This is a genomic window from Shewanella oneidensis MR-1, assembly GCF_000146165.2.
Lineage (GTDB): Bacteria > Pseudomonadota > Gammaproteobacteria > Enterobacterales > Shewanellaceae > Shewanella > Shewanella oneidensis.
The window spans coordinates 3,168,726-3,189,019 of record NC_004347.2; the positions used below are offsets into that span (position 1 = coordinate 3,168,726).

14 protein-coding genes are annotated in these 20,294 nt (G+C 47.3%); 3 read left to right on the plus strand and 11 right to left on the minus strand.

Annotation, left to right across the window (positions count from 1 at the left end; all coding sequences use genetic code 11):
- Positions 1-170 precede the first annotated feature (170 nt).
- Genes SO_RS14175 through SO_RS14185 form a run of 3 tightly spaced genes read right to left on the minus strand, consistent with a single transcriptional unit; the run spans position 171 to position 3,822 of the window.
- Complete coding sequence (locus SO_RS14175) at positions 171-554, minus strand: cytochrome c3 family protein (protein WP_011072954.1); 384 nt, start codon at positions 552-554, stop codon at positions 171-173.
- Between the two features lie 41 nt (positions 555-595).
- Positions 596-2,233: an HAL/PAL/TAL family ammonia-lyase gene (locus SO_RS14180; RefSeq protein ID WP_011072955.1), complete on the minus strand. Its 1,638-nt coding sequence runs from the start codon at positions 2,231-2,233 to the stop codon at positions 596-598.
- A 35-nt stretch (positions 2,234-2,268) separates the two neighbouring features.
- Positions 2,269-3,822: a flavocytochrome c gene (locus SO_RS14185; protein WP_011072956.1), complete on the minus strand. Its 1,554-nt coding sequence runs from the start codon at positions 3,820-3,822 to the stop codon at positions 2,269-2,271.
- A gap of 165 nt (positions 3,823-3,987) precedes the next feature.
- On the opposite strand from SO_RS14185, the gene SO_RS14190 reads away from it, so the two are divergent.
- Positions 3,988-5,514, plus strand: a complete 1,527-nt coding sequence (locus tag SO_RS14190; protein WP_011072957.1) for a sigma-54 interaction domain-containing protein — start codon at positions 3,988-3,990, stop codon at positions 5,512-5,514.
- An 85-nt stretch (positions 5,515-5,599) separates the two neighbouring features.
- Here the strand turns inward: SO_RS14190 and SO_RS14195 are convergent, their stop codons facing one another.
- Both SO_RS14195 and SO_RS14200 read right to left on the minus strand, forming a co-directional pair.
- Complete coding sequence (locus tag SO_RS14195; RefSeq protein WP_011072958.1) at positions 5,600-6,769, minus strand: porin; 1,170 nt, start codon at positions 6,767-6,769, stop codon at positions 5,600-5,602.
- A gap of 249 nt (positions 6,770-7,018) precedes the next feature.
- Positions 7,019-9,127: a DNA topoisomerase III gene (locus SO_RS14200; protein WP_011072959.1), complete on the minus strand. Its 2,109-nt coding sequence runs from the start codon at positions 9,125-9,127 to the stop codon at positions 7,019-7,021.
- A 199-nt stretch (positions 9,128-9,326) separates the two neighbouring features.
- Between SO_RS14200 and SO_RS14205 the strand changes: the two genes are divergently transcribed.
- Positions 9,327-9,614 (plus strand): hypothetical protein, encoded by a 288-nt coding sequence (locus SO_RS14205; protein ID WP_011072960.1) that lies wholly within the window; start codon positions 9,327-9,329, stop codon positions 9,612-9,614.
- A gap of 293 nt (positions 9,615-9,907) precedes the next feature.
- The gene (locus tag SO_RS14210; RefSeq protein ID WP_011072961.1) at positions 9,908-11,395 is read left to right on the plus strand and encodes an alanine/glycine:cation symporter family protein; all 1,488 of its coding nucleotides are present in this window, start codon (positions 9,908-9,910) and stop codon (positions 11,393-11,395) included.
- A 95-nt stretch (positions 11,396-11,490) separates the two neighbouring features.
- Here the strand turns inward: SO_RS14210 and purF are convergent, their stop codons facing one another.
- The 6 genes from purF to SO_RS14240 all read right to left on the minus strand — a co-directional run bounded on the left by purF (position 11,491) and on the right by SO_RS14240 (position 20,207).
- Positions 11,491-13,005 (minus strand): amidophosphoribosyltransferase, encoded by a 1,515-nt coding sequence (gene purF / locus SO_RS14215; RefSeq protein WP_011072962.1) that lies wholly within the window; start codon positions 13,003-13,005, stop codon positions 11,491-11,493.
- Between the two features lie 182 nt (positions 13,006-13,187).
- Positions 13,188-13,676, minus strand: a complete 489-nt coding sequence (locus SO_RS14220) for a CvpA family protein (protein ID WP_011072963.1) — start codon at positions 13,674-13,676, stop codon at positions 13,188-13,190.
- Positions 13,677-13,785: 109 nt separating this feature from the next.
- Complete coding sequence (locus SO_RS14225) at positions 13,786-14,631, minus strand: SPOR domain-containing protein (protein WP_011072964.1); 846 nt, start codon at positions 14,629-14,631, stop codon at positions 13,786-13,788.
- Positions 14,624-15,919: a bifunctional tetrahydrofolate synthase/dihydrofolate synthase gene (gene folC / locus SO_RS14230; RefSeq protein WP_011072965.1), complete on the minus strand. Its 1,296-nt coding sequence runs from the start codon at positions 15,917-15,919 to the stop codon at positions 14,624-14,626. The genes SO_RS14225 and folC overlap by 8 nt, the downstream gene beginning before the upstream one ends.
- Before the next feature lie 67 nt (positions 15,920-15,986).
- Positions 15,987-16,772: a tRNA pseudouridine(38-40) synthase TruA gene (gene truA, locus SO_RS14235; protein WP_011072966.1), complete on the minus strand. Its 786-nt coding sequence runs from the start codon at positions 16,770-16,772 to the stop codon at positions 15,987-15,989.
- A gap of 102 nt (positions 16,773-16,874) precedes the next feature.
- Positions 16,875-20,207, minus strand: a complete 3,333-nt coding sequence (locus tag SO_RS14240) for a FimV/HubP family polar landmark protein (protein ID WP_011072967.1) — start codon at positions 20,205-20,207, stop codon at positions 16,875-16,877.
- Positions 20,208-20,294 lie beyond the last annotated feature (87 nt).

The window sequence follows — 20,294 nt, forward strand, 5'->3', positions numbered from 1 at the left end:
GGCTCCTCATCCAAATGAGTGATTTTGGCTACAACGTTCAACGACCTATTTTCCGTAAGAGTAATCCGAGTTGGATTACTCTTTTTTTTGGAAAAAAAGCACCCAACAAGGTTGGGTGCATGACTGCCGTTGTCAAAAAATGCAGGGGAGCGAGTTTAAAAAGGATGAAATTAACGTTTCATCTGGGGATATGTAAATTCATGACATTGATTACAATAGACTTTACTTTCTTTATGCTCTTGGTGGCAGTAAGTACAAGGTAAGTCAGTACCATAATGCAGACTATCGTGGGGATTAGGCTCAACCGAGTGACCCGCATCCGCAGGGCGCTGAGTCTGTTTAGCCACATCCTGCGGTGCTCCATGACAACTACTGCATCTGGTCGCATCGGGAACCGTTTTACGTTTTTCATCGCCATGACAAGCCGCACAATCGACTTTACCATTGGTATCTGTCATCACCTTTTTATGGTAATCCTTGATATTCATTGCATTAGCAGCCATCGGTGTTGCCAGCATGAAACCGAGTAATAGAATAAATACGGGTTTTAACATCAGAGCCTTCCTAGGCGGGGCATGATGCCCCGCATCGCAGATTAATAATGTGTAATAAAGTCAGTAGACGCTTGGATATCCGGTGTGAATGGGCGATCTTTTGCGACAAAAGGCACTTTTGCACGGTAAGCCTTGTACATGGCTTGAGTCGCTTTACCTAGTTGCAGCTCTGGGTTAGCTTGCTTACGTAAATCAATCGCTTGAGTAGAGTGTAATAACTCTAAACCATAGATGACTCGGGTGTTATCGACGATTTGGATCAGGTTATCTGATGCTAACTTAAGGTTAGTGAAGGTATCTTCAATGCCACCTGCGATAGAAATGCCATCAAAGGAGACTGGCGTCGCTAACTGTTTGTTACGCACTTGCATATCCACAAAGGCTTTTTGAATAGCACCAAAGGCATGGCCTTGGTTTTCTGGCGCACTTAAGAAGCGCGTTAGCTTAGTAAAGTGCTCATCGGACAAATGAATCGTGCGCATCACACTGTTATGGGAAACATGGGTCAGCGCCACACTCAAGTTTTGCACCGCTAATGCTACAGGTAAAGGTTCGAAGTTAGTGGTTGGGAATACGCCGCCCTGTCCTTCAACCACATACTTAGCCACTTGCGGGAACTGGGCATATTGATTTGACGCGCCCACAATCACCGCAGGGTTATCATCGGAGTGGTTAATTTGGATATTAATGACTTCATCCAATGAGGCTAACGCCTGCTCGGCGCCCGCAAAGGTGTAAGCCGTGGTTCTAAAGCTCAGCGGATCCTGCAATGGGCGCTCATCATTTAGCTGCCATAAATAGCTGCCATCGAGTTGTTTTAAGATGTCACTCGTGGCAGTTTTAATATAAGGGAACGGGCGGATATCATTGGTTTGTGGCAAGAATGGCGCCACGTTACCATTTAAGCCTTCCAAGCTTAAGCCAAAGACCGTTGGCGACACGGACAATAATTGTTTCGCCTCACGGTAACCTTGCATCGCATACGCCACAGCAAAGGCGTTGTTAGATAAAATCGACAACGCATCTTTACCCATTGGGACTAATGGCGTAATGCCCGCATCGGCCATAGCCTCTTTGCTGCTAACACGCTGACCTTTATAGAATACTTCCCATTCGCCAATCATGGCTAAACCCACATGAGATGAAAGCAGAATATCCGCTTCGCCCACTGTGCCTTTGCTAGGGATTACGGGTGTGAGCCCCTTATTGAGATAAGCCTCATAAAGCTCGGCCACTTCGGGTTGCACACCGGTTTGTCCGGCCAGCATGGTATTTAACCGCACCGCTAAAGCTACGCGAGTGAGTCGAATGGGTGCCGCCTCACCCACGCCCGCACTGTGGGCACGTAAGGTGCTAAAGTTAAAGCTTCTAGAAGCATCGAGCACCGCATCACTCAGTTTGCCATTAGCATCAAACAGTTTGTGATCTTTGTTAAGCCCAACACCGACGGTTAGACCATAAACGGGTTTACCAAGACGCGCCGCTTCCATCAATAGTTCGTGTGCTTTCACTAATTGGGTTTTAGCTTGTGGGGCAATTTTTACTTTAGCGCCATCGGCAATTGCCCACGCTTGATCTTGGGTTAAATGTTTACCGTCAAGCACCACTTGTTCCATCGCTAACGCACTGCCTGAGAGTAAACTCAAGGTGAGAGATGCCATCAACACTGATTTATTCATTATTATCTCCAACATTTTGTTATATTTAATAAAATCTAGGCTTGCTTGAGTGCCACCGCGCTCGCTGCGGCGCAGTTTCGGCCTGCATTGCGCCCCGTTACGACCCCTTCGGCAACGGCACAGGCTCCTAATCGACTCGCCCCGTGGATACCGCCCGTGGCCTCGCCTGCGGCATATAATCCAGGGATCGCTTTATTGCTAACTAAATGCAACACTTCAGATTGGGTGTTTACCTTCACCCCGCCCATGCAGTAATGCACCTTCGGCCACATACGCACCGCGTACCAAGGGCCTTTGTCTAGCACGATGGCCTCTTGCATCGGGCGCTCGAATTCTTTATCGACGCCAGTCTTCACCGCCTCGTTCCAGCGTTCGACTTGCGCCTTTAACGCCTTAGCAGGCATGCCGTAAATCTTGGCTAATTCATCTAAGGTTTCGGCCTTGCTGATAACCTTATATTTCAAGCCCCAATCTAAGGTTTGCGCCTTACTGGCTCCGGCTGCATTGGTAAAACCGATGGGATAAACAGGCTGACCTTTTTCATCCCGTCTGGTCATAATGGCGTCGGCCCGCGCCTTACGATCTGCTAATTCATTGAAAAAACGCTCACCAGTGCGCACGTCCACGACAATGCCGTGGGGATAGGTTGCAATCGTATTGAACTGGGATGCCGTACCAAATCCCTTCTCATCGGGAGACGCCCAAGGGCCAAGTTGAATTTGGTCTAAATGAATGGGATTGGCCCCAATCAGCATCATCTGCTTGAGCGCCTCTGAGGTTGCGCCAGCATGGTTAGTCGAATCTAAATCACTATTCAACTCAGGTAATTGCATCATGCGGTATTCGATATCACGGCCAAAACCGCCTGTTGCCATAATCACGCCGTGACGCGCACCGATGCGGCGTATTTTACCCGTGCGCTCATTGGGAAAATAAAAACCTTCACGAACTTCGACACCGATCACCCGTCCGGCATCATCTTTTACAAAGCCTTCGAGCTTGGTCTGATTTTTCATGATGACGCCCTTGTCTCGCGCAGCCTTGATCAAGGGACGAATAATACCAGCACCCGAACTTTCAACGGTTTGGAGTACCCTTTGTACCGAGTGCCCGCCAAAGTGCTGCACGAAGGGTTTCCAATGAACACCATAATCAATCAACCACTGGCAAGACTCGGCAGTACCGTTACACACCAGTTTGAGCATTTCCACATCGTTCATGCCGCGACCTGCGCGCAGCATGTCCGCAACCATGGCATCGACCGAATCTTCGATCCCTGCTTGTTTTTGTAAGGGAGAACCCGCCACGGCCATGGCACCACCGTTGATAGTAGAGTTGCCGCCAAACACCGGCATCTTATCAATAACCATCACCTTCACGCCGGATTCTCTGGCTTGCAGTGCTGCGGACATGCCAGCAAAACCGCTGCCAACAACGAGCACATCCACTATTTCATCAAAGCTGACAGGGGCTGAATCACAACTTGCCGTGGCGGGCAGCGCCATACTCGCCCCCAGTCCTGCGGCCATGACCATGCCTCCCTTTAATAACTGGCGACGCCCGGCATTAATATCTTGGGTTTTACTCATGCTGATTTCCTTCAATAATCACTGGAACTTGTCAGCTTTAAAGTGCAGGTGCTGTGCCAAGCACCTAAAAGGAGGTATTTAAGTGGCGAACTTTGATTGCAGGCACAAAATCACGAAATATAAAGATCTACAATCACGATACTTAGTGATCAACTTGAAATATCAATGGAAAAACACTTTTATTACGAATCAACCTTAAGGCTCTGTAGTAGTCTGCAACTGGAGAAATCCCTACAGAGCTACTTTGAGTTTATTCGGGATGAACTGCCCATTGATGGGCTATATGTGAATATTTTTCGCAAACAATTTAATGATATACAGTTTATCGCCCATGTTGATGAGACCCATTGCTGCACCTTAGACAAGTGCATTCCCATCCCTGAACAAATGGCACAATTCCTAGAAGATCCTGAGCGCCCAAGGGTCAGAATTGTTAATGATATTGAGCATGATCCTGTTACTTCATTAGTCGCGCCTAAAGTGATAAACCATATTCGCTCACTGATTATTCTGCGAATGTCGATAGAAAATACTCACCTTGGGATAGTCGGCTTTTATGCCAAAACCACAGGCGTATTTAGACCACGCCATGCCGACCTCATTGCGCCGCATATGCAAACCTTAGCGCTGATCACGGCATTAAATCTAAGGGGCCGTAATTTACTCAAGGAAAACGAAGCGCTCTCGAAACAAAATGTCAGTCTGCGTCGCACCTTAGATGTTCAAAATGGCGTTGTGGGTGCCAACTCGGGACTCAAACAGGTGATGCAACAGGTGCAATCCATCGCCAAAATCAATACGACAGTCTTGATGCTGGGCGAAACTGGTTGCGGCAAGGAAGTGATCGCCAATGCCATCCACGAATTGTCGGAACGTGCAGGTAAACCATTTATCAAAGTAAACTGTGGCGCCATTCCTGATACTTTGATTGACTCCGAGCTGTTTGGTTATGAAAAAGGCGCCTTTACGGGTGCAGAATCCCGCAAGATTGGCTACTTTGAACAAGCCAATGGCGGCACGATTTTTTTAGATGAGATAGGTGAGCTGCCGCTTTCAGCGCAAGTTCGGCTTTTGCGAGTATTACAAAATAGCTGTATCACCCGCGTTGGCGGCCACGATGCGGTGCAACTCGATATTCGCATTATCGCGGCGACCCACAGAAACCTTCAAGCTATGGTGCACAGGGAGGTGTTTCGTGAAGATCTCTGGTATCGACTGGCGATTTTCCCGATCGAAATCCCGTCATTAAGACAAAGACGTACAGACATTCCCCTACTTGTGCAACATTTTATTGAGCAGCTGAGTGCCAAGTTTAATTTGCCGCAGTTGCCAAGAATTGCACCAGACCAACTGAATATCCTCAATCAATATGGCTGGCCGGGCAATGTGCGAGAACTTATCAACGTACTTGAGCGCGCCATGATCCAGCATCCTGCTGGGCCACTCGACTTTCGTTTTCTGGCACCACAAAGCTGTGAAGAAGTGAAAACCCCATCCAATCAAACCGTGATTATCGACCCAAGCCATGCCACCGATAAATTGGTGCCGCTGGATGTGATGACCAAAAAATACATCAGCCATGCCTTAAGGATCACAGGGGGCAAACTGTATGGCCCAGGTGGTGCGGCGGAGTTATTGGACATTAATGCCAATACGCTGCGCAGTAAAATGAAGAAGTTAGGGATTGTGTAACACTCAAAAATGGATCGTAAAGAAAAAGGCCACAAAATGTGGCCTTTGATTTATGCAACCGAATTAGTCAGCCAAGCCATTGAGCTTAGAAGAAATAACGAATACCAACGGCGTAGTTATTGTCTTGCAGATCTTCATAGGCCTTATCGTCCATGTTGCTGAAGTCAATCTTGGCTTCGGCGTACATAATGGTGTCGCGGCTATAACGATAATGCAGACCAAGTACGGCAAACTGGCGGGTCCATTTACCTTGAATTGCCGTGTTTTCATCAGTATCAAGATCTTGATAGGTCAGCAATACACTCGGCACAAAGCCATTGTCATATTGATAAGCCACAATAAATTCAGCACCTGTAGAATCGTAGAGCTCACCACCCACTAACTCGTTTTGCTCACTCTTATGGGCGTTAAAACCAACATATAATCCATCGGCATCACGACCTGGCGCATACTGATAGAAACTACCATACTGCGCACCAATACCCATGATTTGATTGGTATTATCTACGTCTTTACCCGCGAGGTTTCCAGTAAAGTCGCCACGGTTAAAACCCGCTAACACCTTAAATTTATCAGTAATGTAGTAAGTGGCACTCGCACCATAGCTAGGGTCGAAGCTCAGCTCTGAACCATCATTTAAGGCATGGCCTTGGTTATCATAAAGCGCTACATCGCTATTTTGCTTAGAAGCGTATTGCACAGCGATATGTAGATTGCCAAAGGTATTACGGTATTGCAGCGCCGCGTCAGCACGACCCGCCCCCGTCAAACCACCATCACCGAAGGTGTAAGCTCCGACAGACCAGCCAGTAAACGCATTGAGCACGTCAGTAGTATAAGCCACGTCATAGTAAGCACCCCATTGCTTACCAAAGCTGAGGGTACCCCACTTTTCGTGTGCCATGCCGACATAACCTAAACGGTTGAACAGGAAATCTGAGGTTTTTGATGCCGATAATTGACCGCCACCTTGGCCTTGGGTATAAATCAGGCCATCGTCGCTGGTGACCATGTTAATGCCCCATTCCGTGTGGGCAAACGAACGCCAACCGTTTTTCTCTTGACGATCGAAACGGAAGCCCACCCGAGAAAAGTTATCGATAACCGAAGTTTCATGACCATCATTTAACGCCGCAAAGCCTAACCACCCCATCATATTGACGCTATTGGTTTGATCGTTATACAGCTCGACCGCTTGAGTTGTACCAGTGAGCAACACCGCGGGGATCATCACTGCAAGCAATTTCTTTTTCATATCATCTACACCTATTCATTCAGCTAAATCATAAATAATCTTATGATTTAATTGGCTTATTATATTCTCCAGCCAAGACAAAGCAGTTAGTATGCCACGGCGCGGAAAAGCTGAGTTTCAAGGTGTTTTTTAGAAGTGGATCCGGCAATCACGAAATACCATGATTGCCGATGATTAAATATCGCGGAATAAATTAAATATCGTCACCAAATCGCGAACATTAGCGACAGTTTGATTACATTTGTGTCATCAGGCTTGGGCGGTCGCTTTGCTCGTTCGCCGTCTAGGGACGGTCGGTTTAGCTGTTGTGGATGTGGAAGATGCTGCGGCTGAATTTCTAGCATTTTTAGCGCCCGTTCCAGCTTTTTTCCCGCCAGCAGCGCCTCTGACTCCCGCTTTTCGATAACCGGACTTTTTAGTAGCGGCACGCTTAAAACCCTGTCCTTTTAGGCCATTGAGGGCTGAGGGTAATTGGGCGCCAGCATTTTGGATCAACGAATGAAGCGTCCCTAGCAGTGGCTGCATAAATCCTTGATAGGAGATGTCTTTGTGGCAAATACCATTAAGGCTTGCCTCCCATAATGCCGTCATATCAGGTGTAGTGGCGCTAAGTGGCAGGCTATTAATTAAGCCTTTTCCCACCTCAGTTGCAACAATCGACTTACCCTGACGCTGAATAAAGCCCCGTTTAAACAGCAACTCGATAATCCCTGCTCGAGTCGCTTCAGTTCCTAGTCCATCGGTTTCTTTTAAAATTTTACGGATCTCAGGATCAGTTACATAGCGATTAATCCCCGTCATGGCGCCCAGTAAGGTGGCATCGGTAAAAGCTTTAGGCGGCTGGGTTTGCTTCTCGACCAATTCTCCTTGGTTACAATGAAGAACTTGCCCTAAGATGAGAGGCGGTAACTGGCCAGCATATTCCCCTTCATCTTTATCCTTGTCGTCTTGTGCAAAGGTCTCTGTGTTCGAAGTGTCTTTTCGCTCGCCCTCTTCTCTAGCAAACAACTGTTTCCACCCAAGGGACTTATCCTGTCTTGCCTTCGTTTTAAAGAGGCCACCTTCAATCGTCACTTCAACCGCCGTTTCACTGTAGCAATAGGCAGGGTAAAACTGCGCCAAATACTGTCGGGCAATATGCAGATAAAGCTGTCTTTCCCGCTGACTTAAACTGCCTAAATTAGGCTGTTTTTCCGTTGGGATAATGGCATGGTGGGCATCGACTTTTTTATCATCCCACGCCTTAGATTTAAGCCGAGGATTCGGTGCCTCAGAGTGGGCAACTAACTCGGGCGCACCCGATGTAATAGCGTTTAACACTGAACTTGCCAGCCCATGTTGCTCGGTAGGCAGATAACGACTATCGGAGCGTGGATAGGTAATCAGTTTATGGCGCTCATATAAACTCTGGCAGGTATCAAGAACCTCCTTGGCGCTCATCCCAAACCGCTTGGCCGCATCAATTTGCAGTGCCGATAAACTGTAAGGTAAGGGAGCACTTTGCTGCTTATCCTTAGTGCTTAACTGGGTCACTTTGGCCGGTTTATCGGTAATTCTTCGAACCACATTTTGTGCCAATCCCTTCGAAAGAACACGACCTTCATCGTCCATATAGGGTTGACAGGCTTCGCTAGGTTGCCATTTAGCACTAAAAAATTGCTGTTTATCCGTGACTAAGTGAGCCAAAACTTCATAGAAGGGTTTAGATTGAAAATGGGCGATTTCCTCATCACGGCGAACAATAAGCCCTAGGAGCGGGGTTTGCACACGTCCTACAGATAGCACGCCCTGATAACCCACCTTTTTCCCTTGGATGGTGTAGGCTCGCGTCATATTCATGCCATAGAGCCAGTCGGCGCGGCTGCGCGCTAATGCCGAAGTCGACAAAGGAATAAACTCACGGTTACTGCGCAGTTGCGACAAGGCACGCTTAACCGCCTGAGGGTTTAAGTCGCTGATAAGGAGTCGCTGCGTTTGCTGCAACTTATCACCGGTGACCCCCAAATAGGCAATCACTTCATCAACCAATAACTGGCCTTCTCGATCAGGATCACCCGCATTAACTAAGGTATCAGCCTGCTTGATTAATTTTTTCAGTACAGTAAGTTGGCTGCGGGTCGCAGCCTTAGGTTTGAGCTGCCACTTTTCAGGCACTATGGGTAAATGCTCAAATTTCCACGACTTAAAGTCGGGATTATAGGCATCAGGCTCGGCCTGTTCGAGTAAATGTCCTACACACCAAGACACACAGTTACCGTTTGCGTCTTCAATAAAACCTTCACCCTTTTTATGGGGTTTTGGCAACACATCGGCAATAGCACGCCCAAGACTTGGTTTTTCGGCAATATAGAGGATCATATCTACACTAAATACTGGATATAATTACAGTATAATTTAGCCCAAAGCAGGAGAGAGTGCAAATCGCAGTATCAACTTTAACGCAACCTCATCTCGGTCAATGCGCTGATAAAACTAAAGCCGTGTAAATTTTGTTGAGAACAATTCTCATCTAAATTTAAAATGACGTCAGTTGTTGGAGATAAATCAGGAGAATGCCATGCAAGCCCTCATAGCTACCTTGCCTATAAAGTCAGCGTTCAAACCCACATTCGTATTAAAATTCAATCAATTGGTCATATTTCACAGCCTAATGCTATTAGGGTTAAGCCTACTCTGTGAGCTTGGGTTGAAGAAACTCAATCTTGATACCCCAGTGATCCCTTGGAGTATTATTCAGTTTATGCCTGCCGCCGTGGGCCTATCACTTCTGCTTAATCATAGGGTGAGCCGCCGCAGTTTAACTTGGCTATTTGCACTGTGGATGTTGTTGTGGCTCGTTATCTAACGCTATTTTCACGGGATATCAAGCCACGATAAACTTTCCCTAAGTTCACCCCATCTAGAAGACTTGCAACTGTCAGCTTTACCGCCCAAAACACCTTACGTTAAAAAAGAACATCAAACTATCATACATTTAACAACTTTAACTATGAAGCAACTGAAAAAGTCGCTATGTTGAAGCTCTTAGACGTTCACACAAGTCTTAACCTTAGGCCAATTTGGTCTGCGAATACCAAAACTTACAAACAAATATCTAAAAAACTCTGCAAAAACAACAGAATATTGGAGTTGAACTATATGAATGAGATTGTTAATGCGGTCAACAATATCGTTTGGAGCCCCGCGCTTGTATATCTTTGCCTTGGTGTGGGACTCTTTTTCTCCCTGCGCTCACGTTTTTTACAGTTACGCCATTTACCCGAGATGATCCGTTTAATGTTTGATGGTAAGAGCACCGATGCAGGTGTATCTTCCTTTCAGGCATTAGCCATGACCTTAGCCGGTCGGGTGGGTACAGGGAATATTGCCGGCGTTGCAACTGCGATTACCTTTGGTGGCCCCGGCGCCCTATTTTGGATGTGGATGGTGGCGTTTCTAGGCGCGAGCTCCGCATTTGTGGAATCAACCTTAGGCCAAGTCTATAAAGAAAAAATCAATGGTGAATACCGCGGCGGCCCAGCCTTCTATATTGAAAAAGGTTTAGGCATGAAGTGGTACGCATGGACGTTTGCCATTGCAACCATTTTTGCCTGTGGGGTGTTACTGCCCGGGGTGCAAGCCAACTCCATTGGCGCCAGCTTAAAAACCGCCTTTGATATCGACCCTAATGTTACCGCGGCCGTGTTAGCCATGTTACTCGGGTTTATTATTTTCGGCGGAGTAAAACGCATCGCCAATTTTGCCACTTTGGTGGTGCCCTTTATGGCGCTCGGTTATATCATCGTCGCCTGCGTGATTATCGCCCTTAATATTGATCAGTTACCCGGGATTTTATGGTTAATTATCAAAAGCGCCTTTGGCTTTGATGCCGGTTTTGGCGCGATTTTAGGCCTCGCCATTATGTGGGGGGTTAAACGCGGGGTGTATTCTAACGAGGCAGGACAAGGTACCGGCCCACATGCCTCCTCGGCGGCGGCGGTGACCCATCCAGCCAAGCAAGGCTTAGTGCAAGCTTTCTCCGTTTACATTGATACCCTATTTGTGTGTTCTGCCACCGGTTTTATGTTACTTATCACCGGCCTTTATAACGTGCAGGGGCCAGATGGCGCCGCGCTCTATACCGGTATTGCAGGGGTTGCTGCTGGCTCAGGTTATGTACAAACCGCGATGGAAAGTATGATGCCAGGCTTTGGTAATATGTTTGTCGCCATTGCCCTGTTCTTCTTTGCCTTCACCACCATTGTTGCCTATTACTATATTGCCGAAACCAACATTGCCTATATCAATCGCAAGGTGAATCGCCCTTGGCTGACTGTCATGCTTAAAGTCATCATCATGGCATCGACCGTCTATGGCACCGTAAAAACCGCTGACTTAGCTTGGGGCATGGGTGATATTGGTGTGGGAATTATGGCTTGGCTAAACATTATTGCCATTATTCTGCTGCAAAAAGTCGCCTTTACTTGTTTGAAAGATTATGAGTCTCAACAAAAACAAGGAATTGAGCCGCAATTTGATCCTGAAAAACTCGGGATCCCCCATGCTGACTATTGGGTTGAGCGTAAAAATGCGCAGGATGAACCTATGTCTATCCGCCACTCAATCGAAAGTAAAAAACGAGTCTAACTTACAGATATATAAACAAAAAGCCAGTGATTAGTCACTGGCTTTTTTATCAGTTAAAACATGCTCTCAGTTAATATGAGTGCATTCATCTCAACCTAGGGATGGCAGACGTTGTGCAACTCAAGGTTAGTACCAATATCCTTATTACGGTCAGCTTTGGCATCATCGTTACGAAGCTGCGTTAAATGATCAAGATAGGATTGATCAACATCGTTGGTGATGTAATGTCCGTCAAACACTGAGGTTTCAAAACGTTTGATCTCAGGATTTTCCATTCTTACCGCTTCAATCAGATCCGGCAGATTTTGGAAGATAATGCCATCGGCACCAATCAGTTTAGCAATTTCATCGGCATCACGACCGTGGGCGATAAGCTCGTTCGACGTTGGCATATCGATACCATACACGTTCGGGAAGCGGATTTCCGGCGCCGCGGAGGCAAAGTATACTTTCTTCGCCCCTGCTTCACGGGCCATCTCAATAATTTGCTCAGAGGTGGTGCCGCGCACGATAGAGTCATCGACTAACAGGACATTTTTACCTTTAAACTCGGTATTGATGGCATTGAGTTTACGGCGTACTGATTTCTTACGTTCCTGTTGGCCAGGCATAATAAAGGTACGGCCGATATAACGGTTCTTCACAAAACCTTGGCGATAAGGCAAATCCATGCAGCGTGCGATTTCCAGCGCGATATCGCATGAGGTTTCCGGAATAGGGATCACCACATCGATATCATGGTCGTACCATTCTTTCTTAATCTTCTCACCAAGCTTAGCCCCCATATTCACGCGGCTAGCGTAAACAGAGACATTATCGATGGTGGAATCAGGGCGAGCGAAATATACAAATTCGAAGATACAAGGTGAATAGCTTGGCTCTTTTGCACATTGGCGGGTGTAAAGATTGCCATCAAGGGAAATATAAATCGCCTCACCTGGTGCCACATCGCGCATGACTTCAAAGCCTACGGCATCGAGGGCCACGCTCTCAGAGGCGACCATGTATTCAGTGCCAGTTGGCGTTTCATGTTTACCTAGTACCAAAGGGCGAATGCCGAAAGGATCGCGAAATGCGACTAAACCTTGACCAATGATCATGGCCACTACGGCATAGGCGCCACGGGCCTGCTCATGAACCTTAGCGATAGTGTCAAACACTTCGTCAGCGGTCAGATCGAGGCTCGTGGTTTTTTGCAGTTCATCGGCAAGCAGGTTTAACAACACCTCTGAGTCAGATGTGGTGTTCACATGGCGACGTTTTTTGATCAGGCCTTCGGCCAATTCAAGTGTGTTGGTTAAGTTACCGTTATGGGCCAATGAAATCCCAAATGGCGAGTTAACATAGAAAGGCTGCGCTTCTGACGCACTGGAACTGCCAGCAGTAGGATAACGTACATGGCCAATACCCGCATTGCCCTGTAGGCGCTGCATGTGTTTGACTTCAAATACGTCTTTGACTAGACCATTGGCTTTACGTAGTCTGAAAGCACCACGATCAACGGTGACAATACCTGCCGCATCCTGACCTCTGTGTTGAAGCACAGTCAGTGCATCATAAATGGTCTGATTAACCGATGATTGGCCAACTATTCCGACGATACCACACATGGGTAAGCTTCCTCATTGTAAGATGTTCTATGCCCTTTCATGTTGAAATATAAGTAAAAGACGAAGTAAAACCCCAGCCATTCGGCTAGTGTCCTTCGCCTCGGTTTGAGTCTGTCGCAAGGGTGCTACAGAGTTCAAAACTGACTTATCTTCCATCACTTAGGATAAATTTATTGTCTTTTTTATAGTTTGGGTACAAAGCTGGAGGTGTTTTCCAAATAGTTAAAAAACCATTGGATGACAACGCCAAATTCGGGCACTAATACAGAATCCTTCCACCATTGGGCGTTGGGTGAGCCTGTAAAAGCATCCATAAAAAACAGTAGCGCGCTGACAATCAGCGCGCCCCTTATGGCACCGAAACACAGACCTAACAGTCTGTCAGTGCCTGATAATCCGGTTTTAACCACTAATTGCCCAATGATGTAATTAATAAGGGCGCCGAGAATTAAGGTGGTGATAAAAAGAATGGCAATAGAAACGCCGTTGCGCAGCATCTCATCGTTCATTTGTGTCAGATGGATGGCGAGGTCTTGGTAAAATTGGCTGGCAACAAAGAAAGCCGCGAACCATACCACTAACGACATGGCTTCTTTGGCGAATCCACGGATCAGACTGATAAGAGTCGATAACCCGATAACGAAAATAATAGCGTAATCAATCCAAACCATTGAGATGGCTTTCCAGCATAGGCTTTAAGACGGCGCGATTCTACCAGAGACTGAAACGATTCTCACCCCTCGAGAGGTAAATAAATTATTTCAGTCTCAGTACTCGCGATTAAGATTCCAATGGATTAAAAGGCACAATACGGCCTTTTAAGCGTGTCAGATTTTCAACCTCTTGTTGTACTTTCTTCAACTTAGCTTCAGACACATCCGGCCCAACGAACACTTTCGTCAACACGCCATCCTTTGGTGTCTCCGGAATGGTGTAGGCCTTATACCCGCTTTTACGCAGTTGTGCTACCAACGACTTCACGTTCGCCGCATTACTAAAGGCGCCCAATTGCAGGGTGAGTCCAGGCTTTAATGAATCACGGCTGACCACTTTTATGCCATCATCCTTGGCTGGTTTTGCAGATTCTGTTTTCGCGGTTTCGGTTTTAGGCTTTTCGGTTTTGGCGACGGTTGTCGGCTTGGACTCAGGCTTTTTCGGTTCCGTTTTCGCAACCACAGGCTTTGGCTTGTCTTTTTTAGGTTCAGCCTTTGCCGTATCGGTTTTCGCCTCTTTCACCTCAGCCTTGGGTTCAGCTTTTGCAACCTGCGGTTTAGCTTGCTCTTTGGCCACAACCTGCGCTAATTCAGTTTTAGATTCAGGCTTAGGCTTAGATTCAGGCGTCAATTCTGATTTAGGATCAGCACCAACCGCCTGCGCTAACGCAGTATCATCATTGCTGGATGCCTCATCAGGTTCTGCCCCTTCACCATCCACTTCCTGCGCAGATAACACTTCAAACATTTCATCGGTGTTTTTCTGCATTACCGCCGTAGGACGTAAGGGAATTTCAGCAAATTGCTCCTCTTGACGCTCTTTCTTACCATCTAAAATATCCGGCAGAAAAATCACCCCGAGGGCGACCAGCACCACAGTGCCGACTAATCGATTATGAAACTGGCTAGACAAAACGGTTATCCTGCTTAAAGAGAGACTTAAAACCTGCCACAGTGTAAAAGGAGCCAAACACAATTACCACATCATCGGGCTGAATTTGCGCTTTTAATGCCGTCCAGGCGGTGGCGATATCCTCAAACTCACATGCCTTAGTCTCTTGAGTTAAGGTTTGGCGTAACAGGCTAGCATGCGCGCCGCGCTCTCCCTGTAAACTCACTAAGTACCAAGTATCAATTAAGGGCGAGACCACTGGCAACACACCACCAATATCCTTATCCTTTAGCATGCCGCACAGGGCAAACACTCGCTTACCCGCGACGATGGGCGTGAGTTGCTTGACTAAAAACCTTGCGGCATGGGGATTATGTGCCACATCGAGCAGAATGAGCGGCTGCTCACTGACTTGCTCCAAGCGTCCGGTTAAGCGCGCGCTGCTAATACCTTTGGCAATGATATCGGCGGCAATTTCTGGCCAGCCATGCTCGACAATGGCAATGACTGTCGCAGCATTGGGCAGTGTCGGTAAGCTAAGTTGTTTAAGTTTGAGCACTTGCCCTTGGTAATCCCAAGTGTGGCCATTTTGCTGATAGGTGAATTCTGTCCCTACCCGATATAGCTTGGCCCCCAGTTGCTGGGCGACATCATTGACGGTATGGGGCAAGTTTGGCTCGCCCACAATCGCAGGTTTACCTTGGCGAAAAATCCCCGCCTTTTCGCGGCCAACCAATTCGCGGGTATTGCCCAAATACGCCTCATGGTCTAAATCGACGGACGTCACCGCACTAATATCGGCATCAATCATGTTAGTGGCATCTAAACGGCCACCAAGACCGACTTCTAAGATCACCACATCCAGCTTAGCCGCTTTAAACAGGATTAATCCCGCCAAGGTGGCATATTCGAAGAAGGTGAGCGAAATATTACCGCGCGCCGCTTCTATCTGTTCAAAGGCGGCGACAAAGGCCTCGTCACTCTGGTCTTGACCGTTAATACGTACCCTTTCGTTATATTTGAGCATATGGGGCGAGCTGTAAACGCCCACTGTCAGCCCGGATAAACGCAGGATGTTTTCCAGCATGGCGCAGGTCGTGCCTTTACCATTGGTGCCACCCACAGTGACAACTTTACTTGGCCCTAAATCCAATACATTAAGGCGCTGTGCCACCTTAGAAACCCGAGTTAATCCCATGTCGATTTCCGTCGGGTGAATAGATAATAAATACGCTAGCCACTGTTCAAGGGGCGCATTTGCACTGGGTACGGTTACACTTGAAGCCTGTTCACTCGGGGCTACGGTCATCTGTTCATTCCTTCCTTCGAAACGCGCTTACTTGCTCGCACGGTCTTGCTCACACGGCTTAGCACGATTAATCCAGCATAAATAGTGGTCCTAACGCTAACTTGGGCAATTGATATGGCTCAGGATAAGTCACATCCACAAGATAGAGTCCGTTCGGTTTAGCCGTTGCCGCGGCTTGGTTTCTATCCTTTAATGCTAATAGCTCTGCCATCCAAGTGAGTGGCTGGTTGCCAAGCCCAATCTCCAGCAGTGAGCCGACAATATTACGCACCATATGATGTAGGAAAGCATTGGCCGAAATATCGACAATGACATACATCCCTTGGCGAGTCACTTTAACGCTGTGCACATTGCGAAAAGGCGTTTTAGACTGGCATTGAATGGCTCGAAAACTGGTAAAGTCCTGCTCACCGAGCAGTGCCTGTGCCGCGATATGCATTTTATCGGCATCGATATCGCCATGATAATGGCTGACACCTTGACGCAGGATCCCCGGGCGAAGATTGTGATTGTAAATCACATAACGGTAACGTCTGGCTGTGGCCGAAAAGCGCGCATGAAAGCTCTCATCCACCTCTTTTGCCCAGCGCACTGCAATATTATCGGGCAAATTGGCATTCACGCCTAAAGTCCAAGCACCTTCGTTACGCACTGCGTTGGTATCGAAATGCACCACCTGCCCAGTCGCATGGACGCCAGCATCGGTTCTTCCGGCACAAAACAAACTAATGGGTTCATTCGCCACCTTAGATAAGGCTTGTTCTAATTGCCCTTGTACTGAATCGACTTCGGCCTGACGCTGCCAACCGAAATAACCACTCCCGTCATATTCAATACCTAATGCAATCCGCATCCACACATCCTCACAATTAATTTAGCAGCGCATTTTATCACAGCAGCCCATAAAAAAAACGGCGCTCTGCGCGCCGTTTGTCTTAAATCGATCCCCTAAAAACTAACTCATTTCTTTGAGTAAGCGGGCCGCTTCTTCTTGCTGACGATCGTTACCGTCGATTTGGACTTCTCGTAACAACGCTTTAGCACTGTCACTGTCATCGATTTCGATATAGGCGCGGGCTAAATCAAGCTTGGCATTGACGGAGTTTTCTTCATCGTCCACATCGATCATCGCGGCATCACCAATCAGGGCACCCACATCACTCATCTCAACATCCATTTCAGGATAGAGATCTGTCTCAACGCTGTCCTGCTCAGCATCATTGAGCAGTTTTTCAATGTCGATATAGCCATGCTCATTTTGGAAATGCGTTAAATCGTGCTCTGGCACAAATTTCTTCGACTTGCGAGATTCCTGTGCATCAAGTGCCGCTAATGCTTCATCAACGGTAAGAGTGTGCTCATCATCAAGGGCAAAGCTGTCCTCAGGCGTTAATACCTCTTCATCCTCAATATCGACATTAGCACTGAAAGCGGCAAGTACACTATCATCTGTTAAATCAATATCATCAGTATCTAGGTCAGCTTTTAAATCAAACTCATGGCCTAAATCCACATCAACGATGTCATCATCTTTATCAGTGTTAACCGTAAATGTAGGTTCTACCTTCTTAATAGGCTCGTCTAATACAAACTCCAAAGGTTGACGCGCAGAAACCGCTTGCGGATCGACGGGCGCAGGTTCCACGGGTGCCACAGGTTCAGGCTTAGGGATCTCGGTTTTTGCACTAGACGTCGGCGCAAAGTTAAGTTCAGTATCCCAATCGAGTACATGGGGATCTTTGCTCTTGTTCGCCTTTAAATCGTTAAAGAATGAAGCCTCTTTTTCTTTGACTTTAGCCGCAGCGGCGGCAGCAGTCGCTGCCGTTAAGGTTGCAGTCGCGAGCTCGACGTTATTCGCTTCATTATCAACAAAACCCGTAAAGGTTGGCTCATCTGTCGCTTCGTTAGCATCATCGCGACGATCTGCAATCGTGTCGCTTAGCTCAAAGGTATCATCCGTACCATCAATCGCATGGGCTGCACCAATGCCTTTGAGTAAGTCTTCTTCCTCCTCAGCCTTATCCTCTGTATCTAAGTGTGTGGTTTCAAGGTCGAAATTAAACTCATCAGCGTCGGCTTCAGCCTGCTCTGGCACATCAAACTCGGCGAGAAGGGAGTCAAGATCATCATCTGCAGCAGTCAACTCTTCGGGTAATGTCGCTTCTAGCTCAGCGGCAATCTCATCGCTATGGCCGTTGTTTATATCACTTGGTGTTTGAACTTCTGCAGTATCTTGGGCATTGAAACCCGCCAACAACTGGTCAAGGTCATCATCACTAACGGGCAGCTCGGTGTTTAATTCTTCTTCCAATTCGGCAGCAATGGCAGCAGCAACCACAGGATCATGCTGTATTGGAGCATCCAAACTTGCGAGCAGCGAATCAATATCATCGGATTCACTAACACCAATGTCAGTTAAATCGACATCTAGCTCTGCGGCAATTTCATCGCTCAGATCCGGTTCCGGTGCCACTGGCTTATCAAAGTCCGCCAGTAAGGCATCGATATCATCGGTTTGCTCAACCCCTAATTCAGCTAAGTCATCATCCAATTCTGCGGCAATTTCATCGCTAAGATCAGGCGTCGCTTCAGCAGGCGTCTTGTCAAAATCCGCTAATAAAGCATCGAGGTCGTCTGCCTCAGAATCAGTTACTGAGTCAGTCGCTTCTGAGGTGTTAAAGCCTGCAAGCAAAGCATCAATATCATCGTCAGCCGTTTCAGCTGACGGTTTATTTTCAAGTTCACTCTCTAATTCTGCGGCAATCGCTGCTGCCAGATCGGCATCGGTGGAGTCAATTGCAGCAGCTGGTTCTGATGGAATATCAAAATCCGCCAATTCATCAAAGTTTTCAGTGTCAGAAGCCGCATTCGTTGATGGCTCATTGCTAACATCTGAGCCAAGTCCTGCCAATAAAGCATCAAGATCCTCTTCTTCAAGAATGTTTCCTGATTTAGTTTTTTCTTCAGCAAAGGTTTCCTCTTGATCGCCCATGGCCTCAGCCCAAAGATCATCCAAGGATTGGCCTTCGTCCTCTGCAAATTGCGGCGCAGCCTCGGTACTAGCACCAGAGTCGATAAACATTTCAGAGGCAATATCCATCTGCTCATGCCCATCAGTCATTTCCTGCTCGGGTTGCAGACTCACGCTACCGACATCTAATAGGCTATCGATGGAATCGGCATGGTCGCCATCTAAATGCACTGCCATGTCGTTAATGTCATCGTCATCCATAGCCAGCACAGATGCGCCTGTTGCCATGCCTGCAGCGCCTGCGGTCATAGCAACCTGCTGCGCTGCGAGCTCGCGGCGCTCTTTATTACGCTTACGACGAAGCATCCAGAACACAAGCAGCAGTAGCAATAATGCCGGGATCACAGCCGCAGCAACAAGAAGCAGCGGATTATTCATCAAGTTACGCCACACATCTTCAGGCTCAGCAGGTATTTGTGGTTGCGCATCGGTTTCTGATGGAGCTTGAGCGGCTTCTACTTCGGCCTTCAGTGCTAGATTTTGCTTTTTACTCGCCTGTAAAGTTTCTTCTAATACTGCAATTTGTTGATTTAAATCCTCAATTTTGGCTTTAAGGGCTTCAACATCGGCATTTCTCACGGCGAGCTGATCTTGTGCTCTGGCTAACTCATCAGTTAAAGATAAATTTTTGCTCTCCGCGGCCTCAAGGCGAGTATTCACATCGGAACTCGCCATATTCGGCGCGACGGGAGTTGCGGGTGGCGTTGCCACGACCTCCGTTTTAGCGACTTCGGTCTTAGTCGCTTCAGGTTTAACTTCAACCTTAGGTTTATTTTCAACCACCGGAGTGACAACGACGGGCTTCGTTACCGGCTTAGTTACCGGCTTAGTCGCTACTTTAGCGGTATTGCGGACTTGCTTATCACTGCGTTCAGCGCGGGCAATGGCCACACTATTAGGAATGGATAGCATCACTTCTTTCGAAGGGATCAGCAAAATCATCCCACGTTCTAGGCTGTTATAACTATCGGAGTTAAAGGCATGGGGGTTAGCATCAAATACTGCAGCCATCACTTGATAAACACTGACGCTGGCATCAGGGCGCACTTTTTGCGCAATACTCCAAAACGTGTCTTTTGAAGTCGTAGGGCCATATTGGTGATTCACTTGACGGATTTGTCCGTCTGGGCCCATGATTTTTAAAGGTTTTATTTTGGGAGTATCGGCAGCAATCGCAGGATCAATAAAAGAGGTCGTGGAAGAAACAGCCAAAATGGTGGCCATTAGGCCAAGAAGATACGAAGTGCGAAATTTCATCAATCCTTCCCTTTGAAGCGCTATGTAAGTTATCTCGCTGATAACAGGCTTTAGGCAATTGTATTTATTGAGATTACTATAAACTAG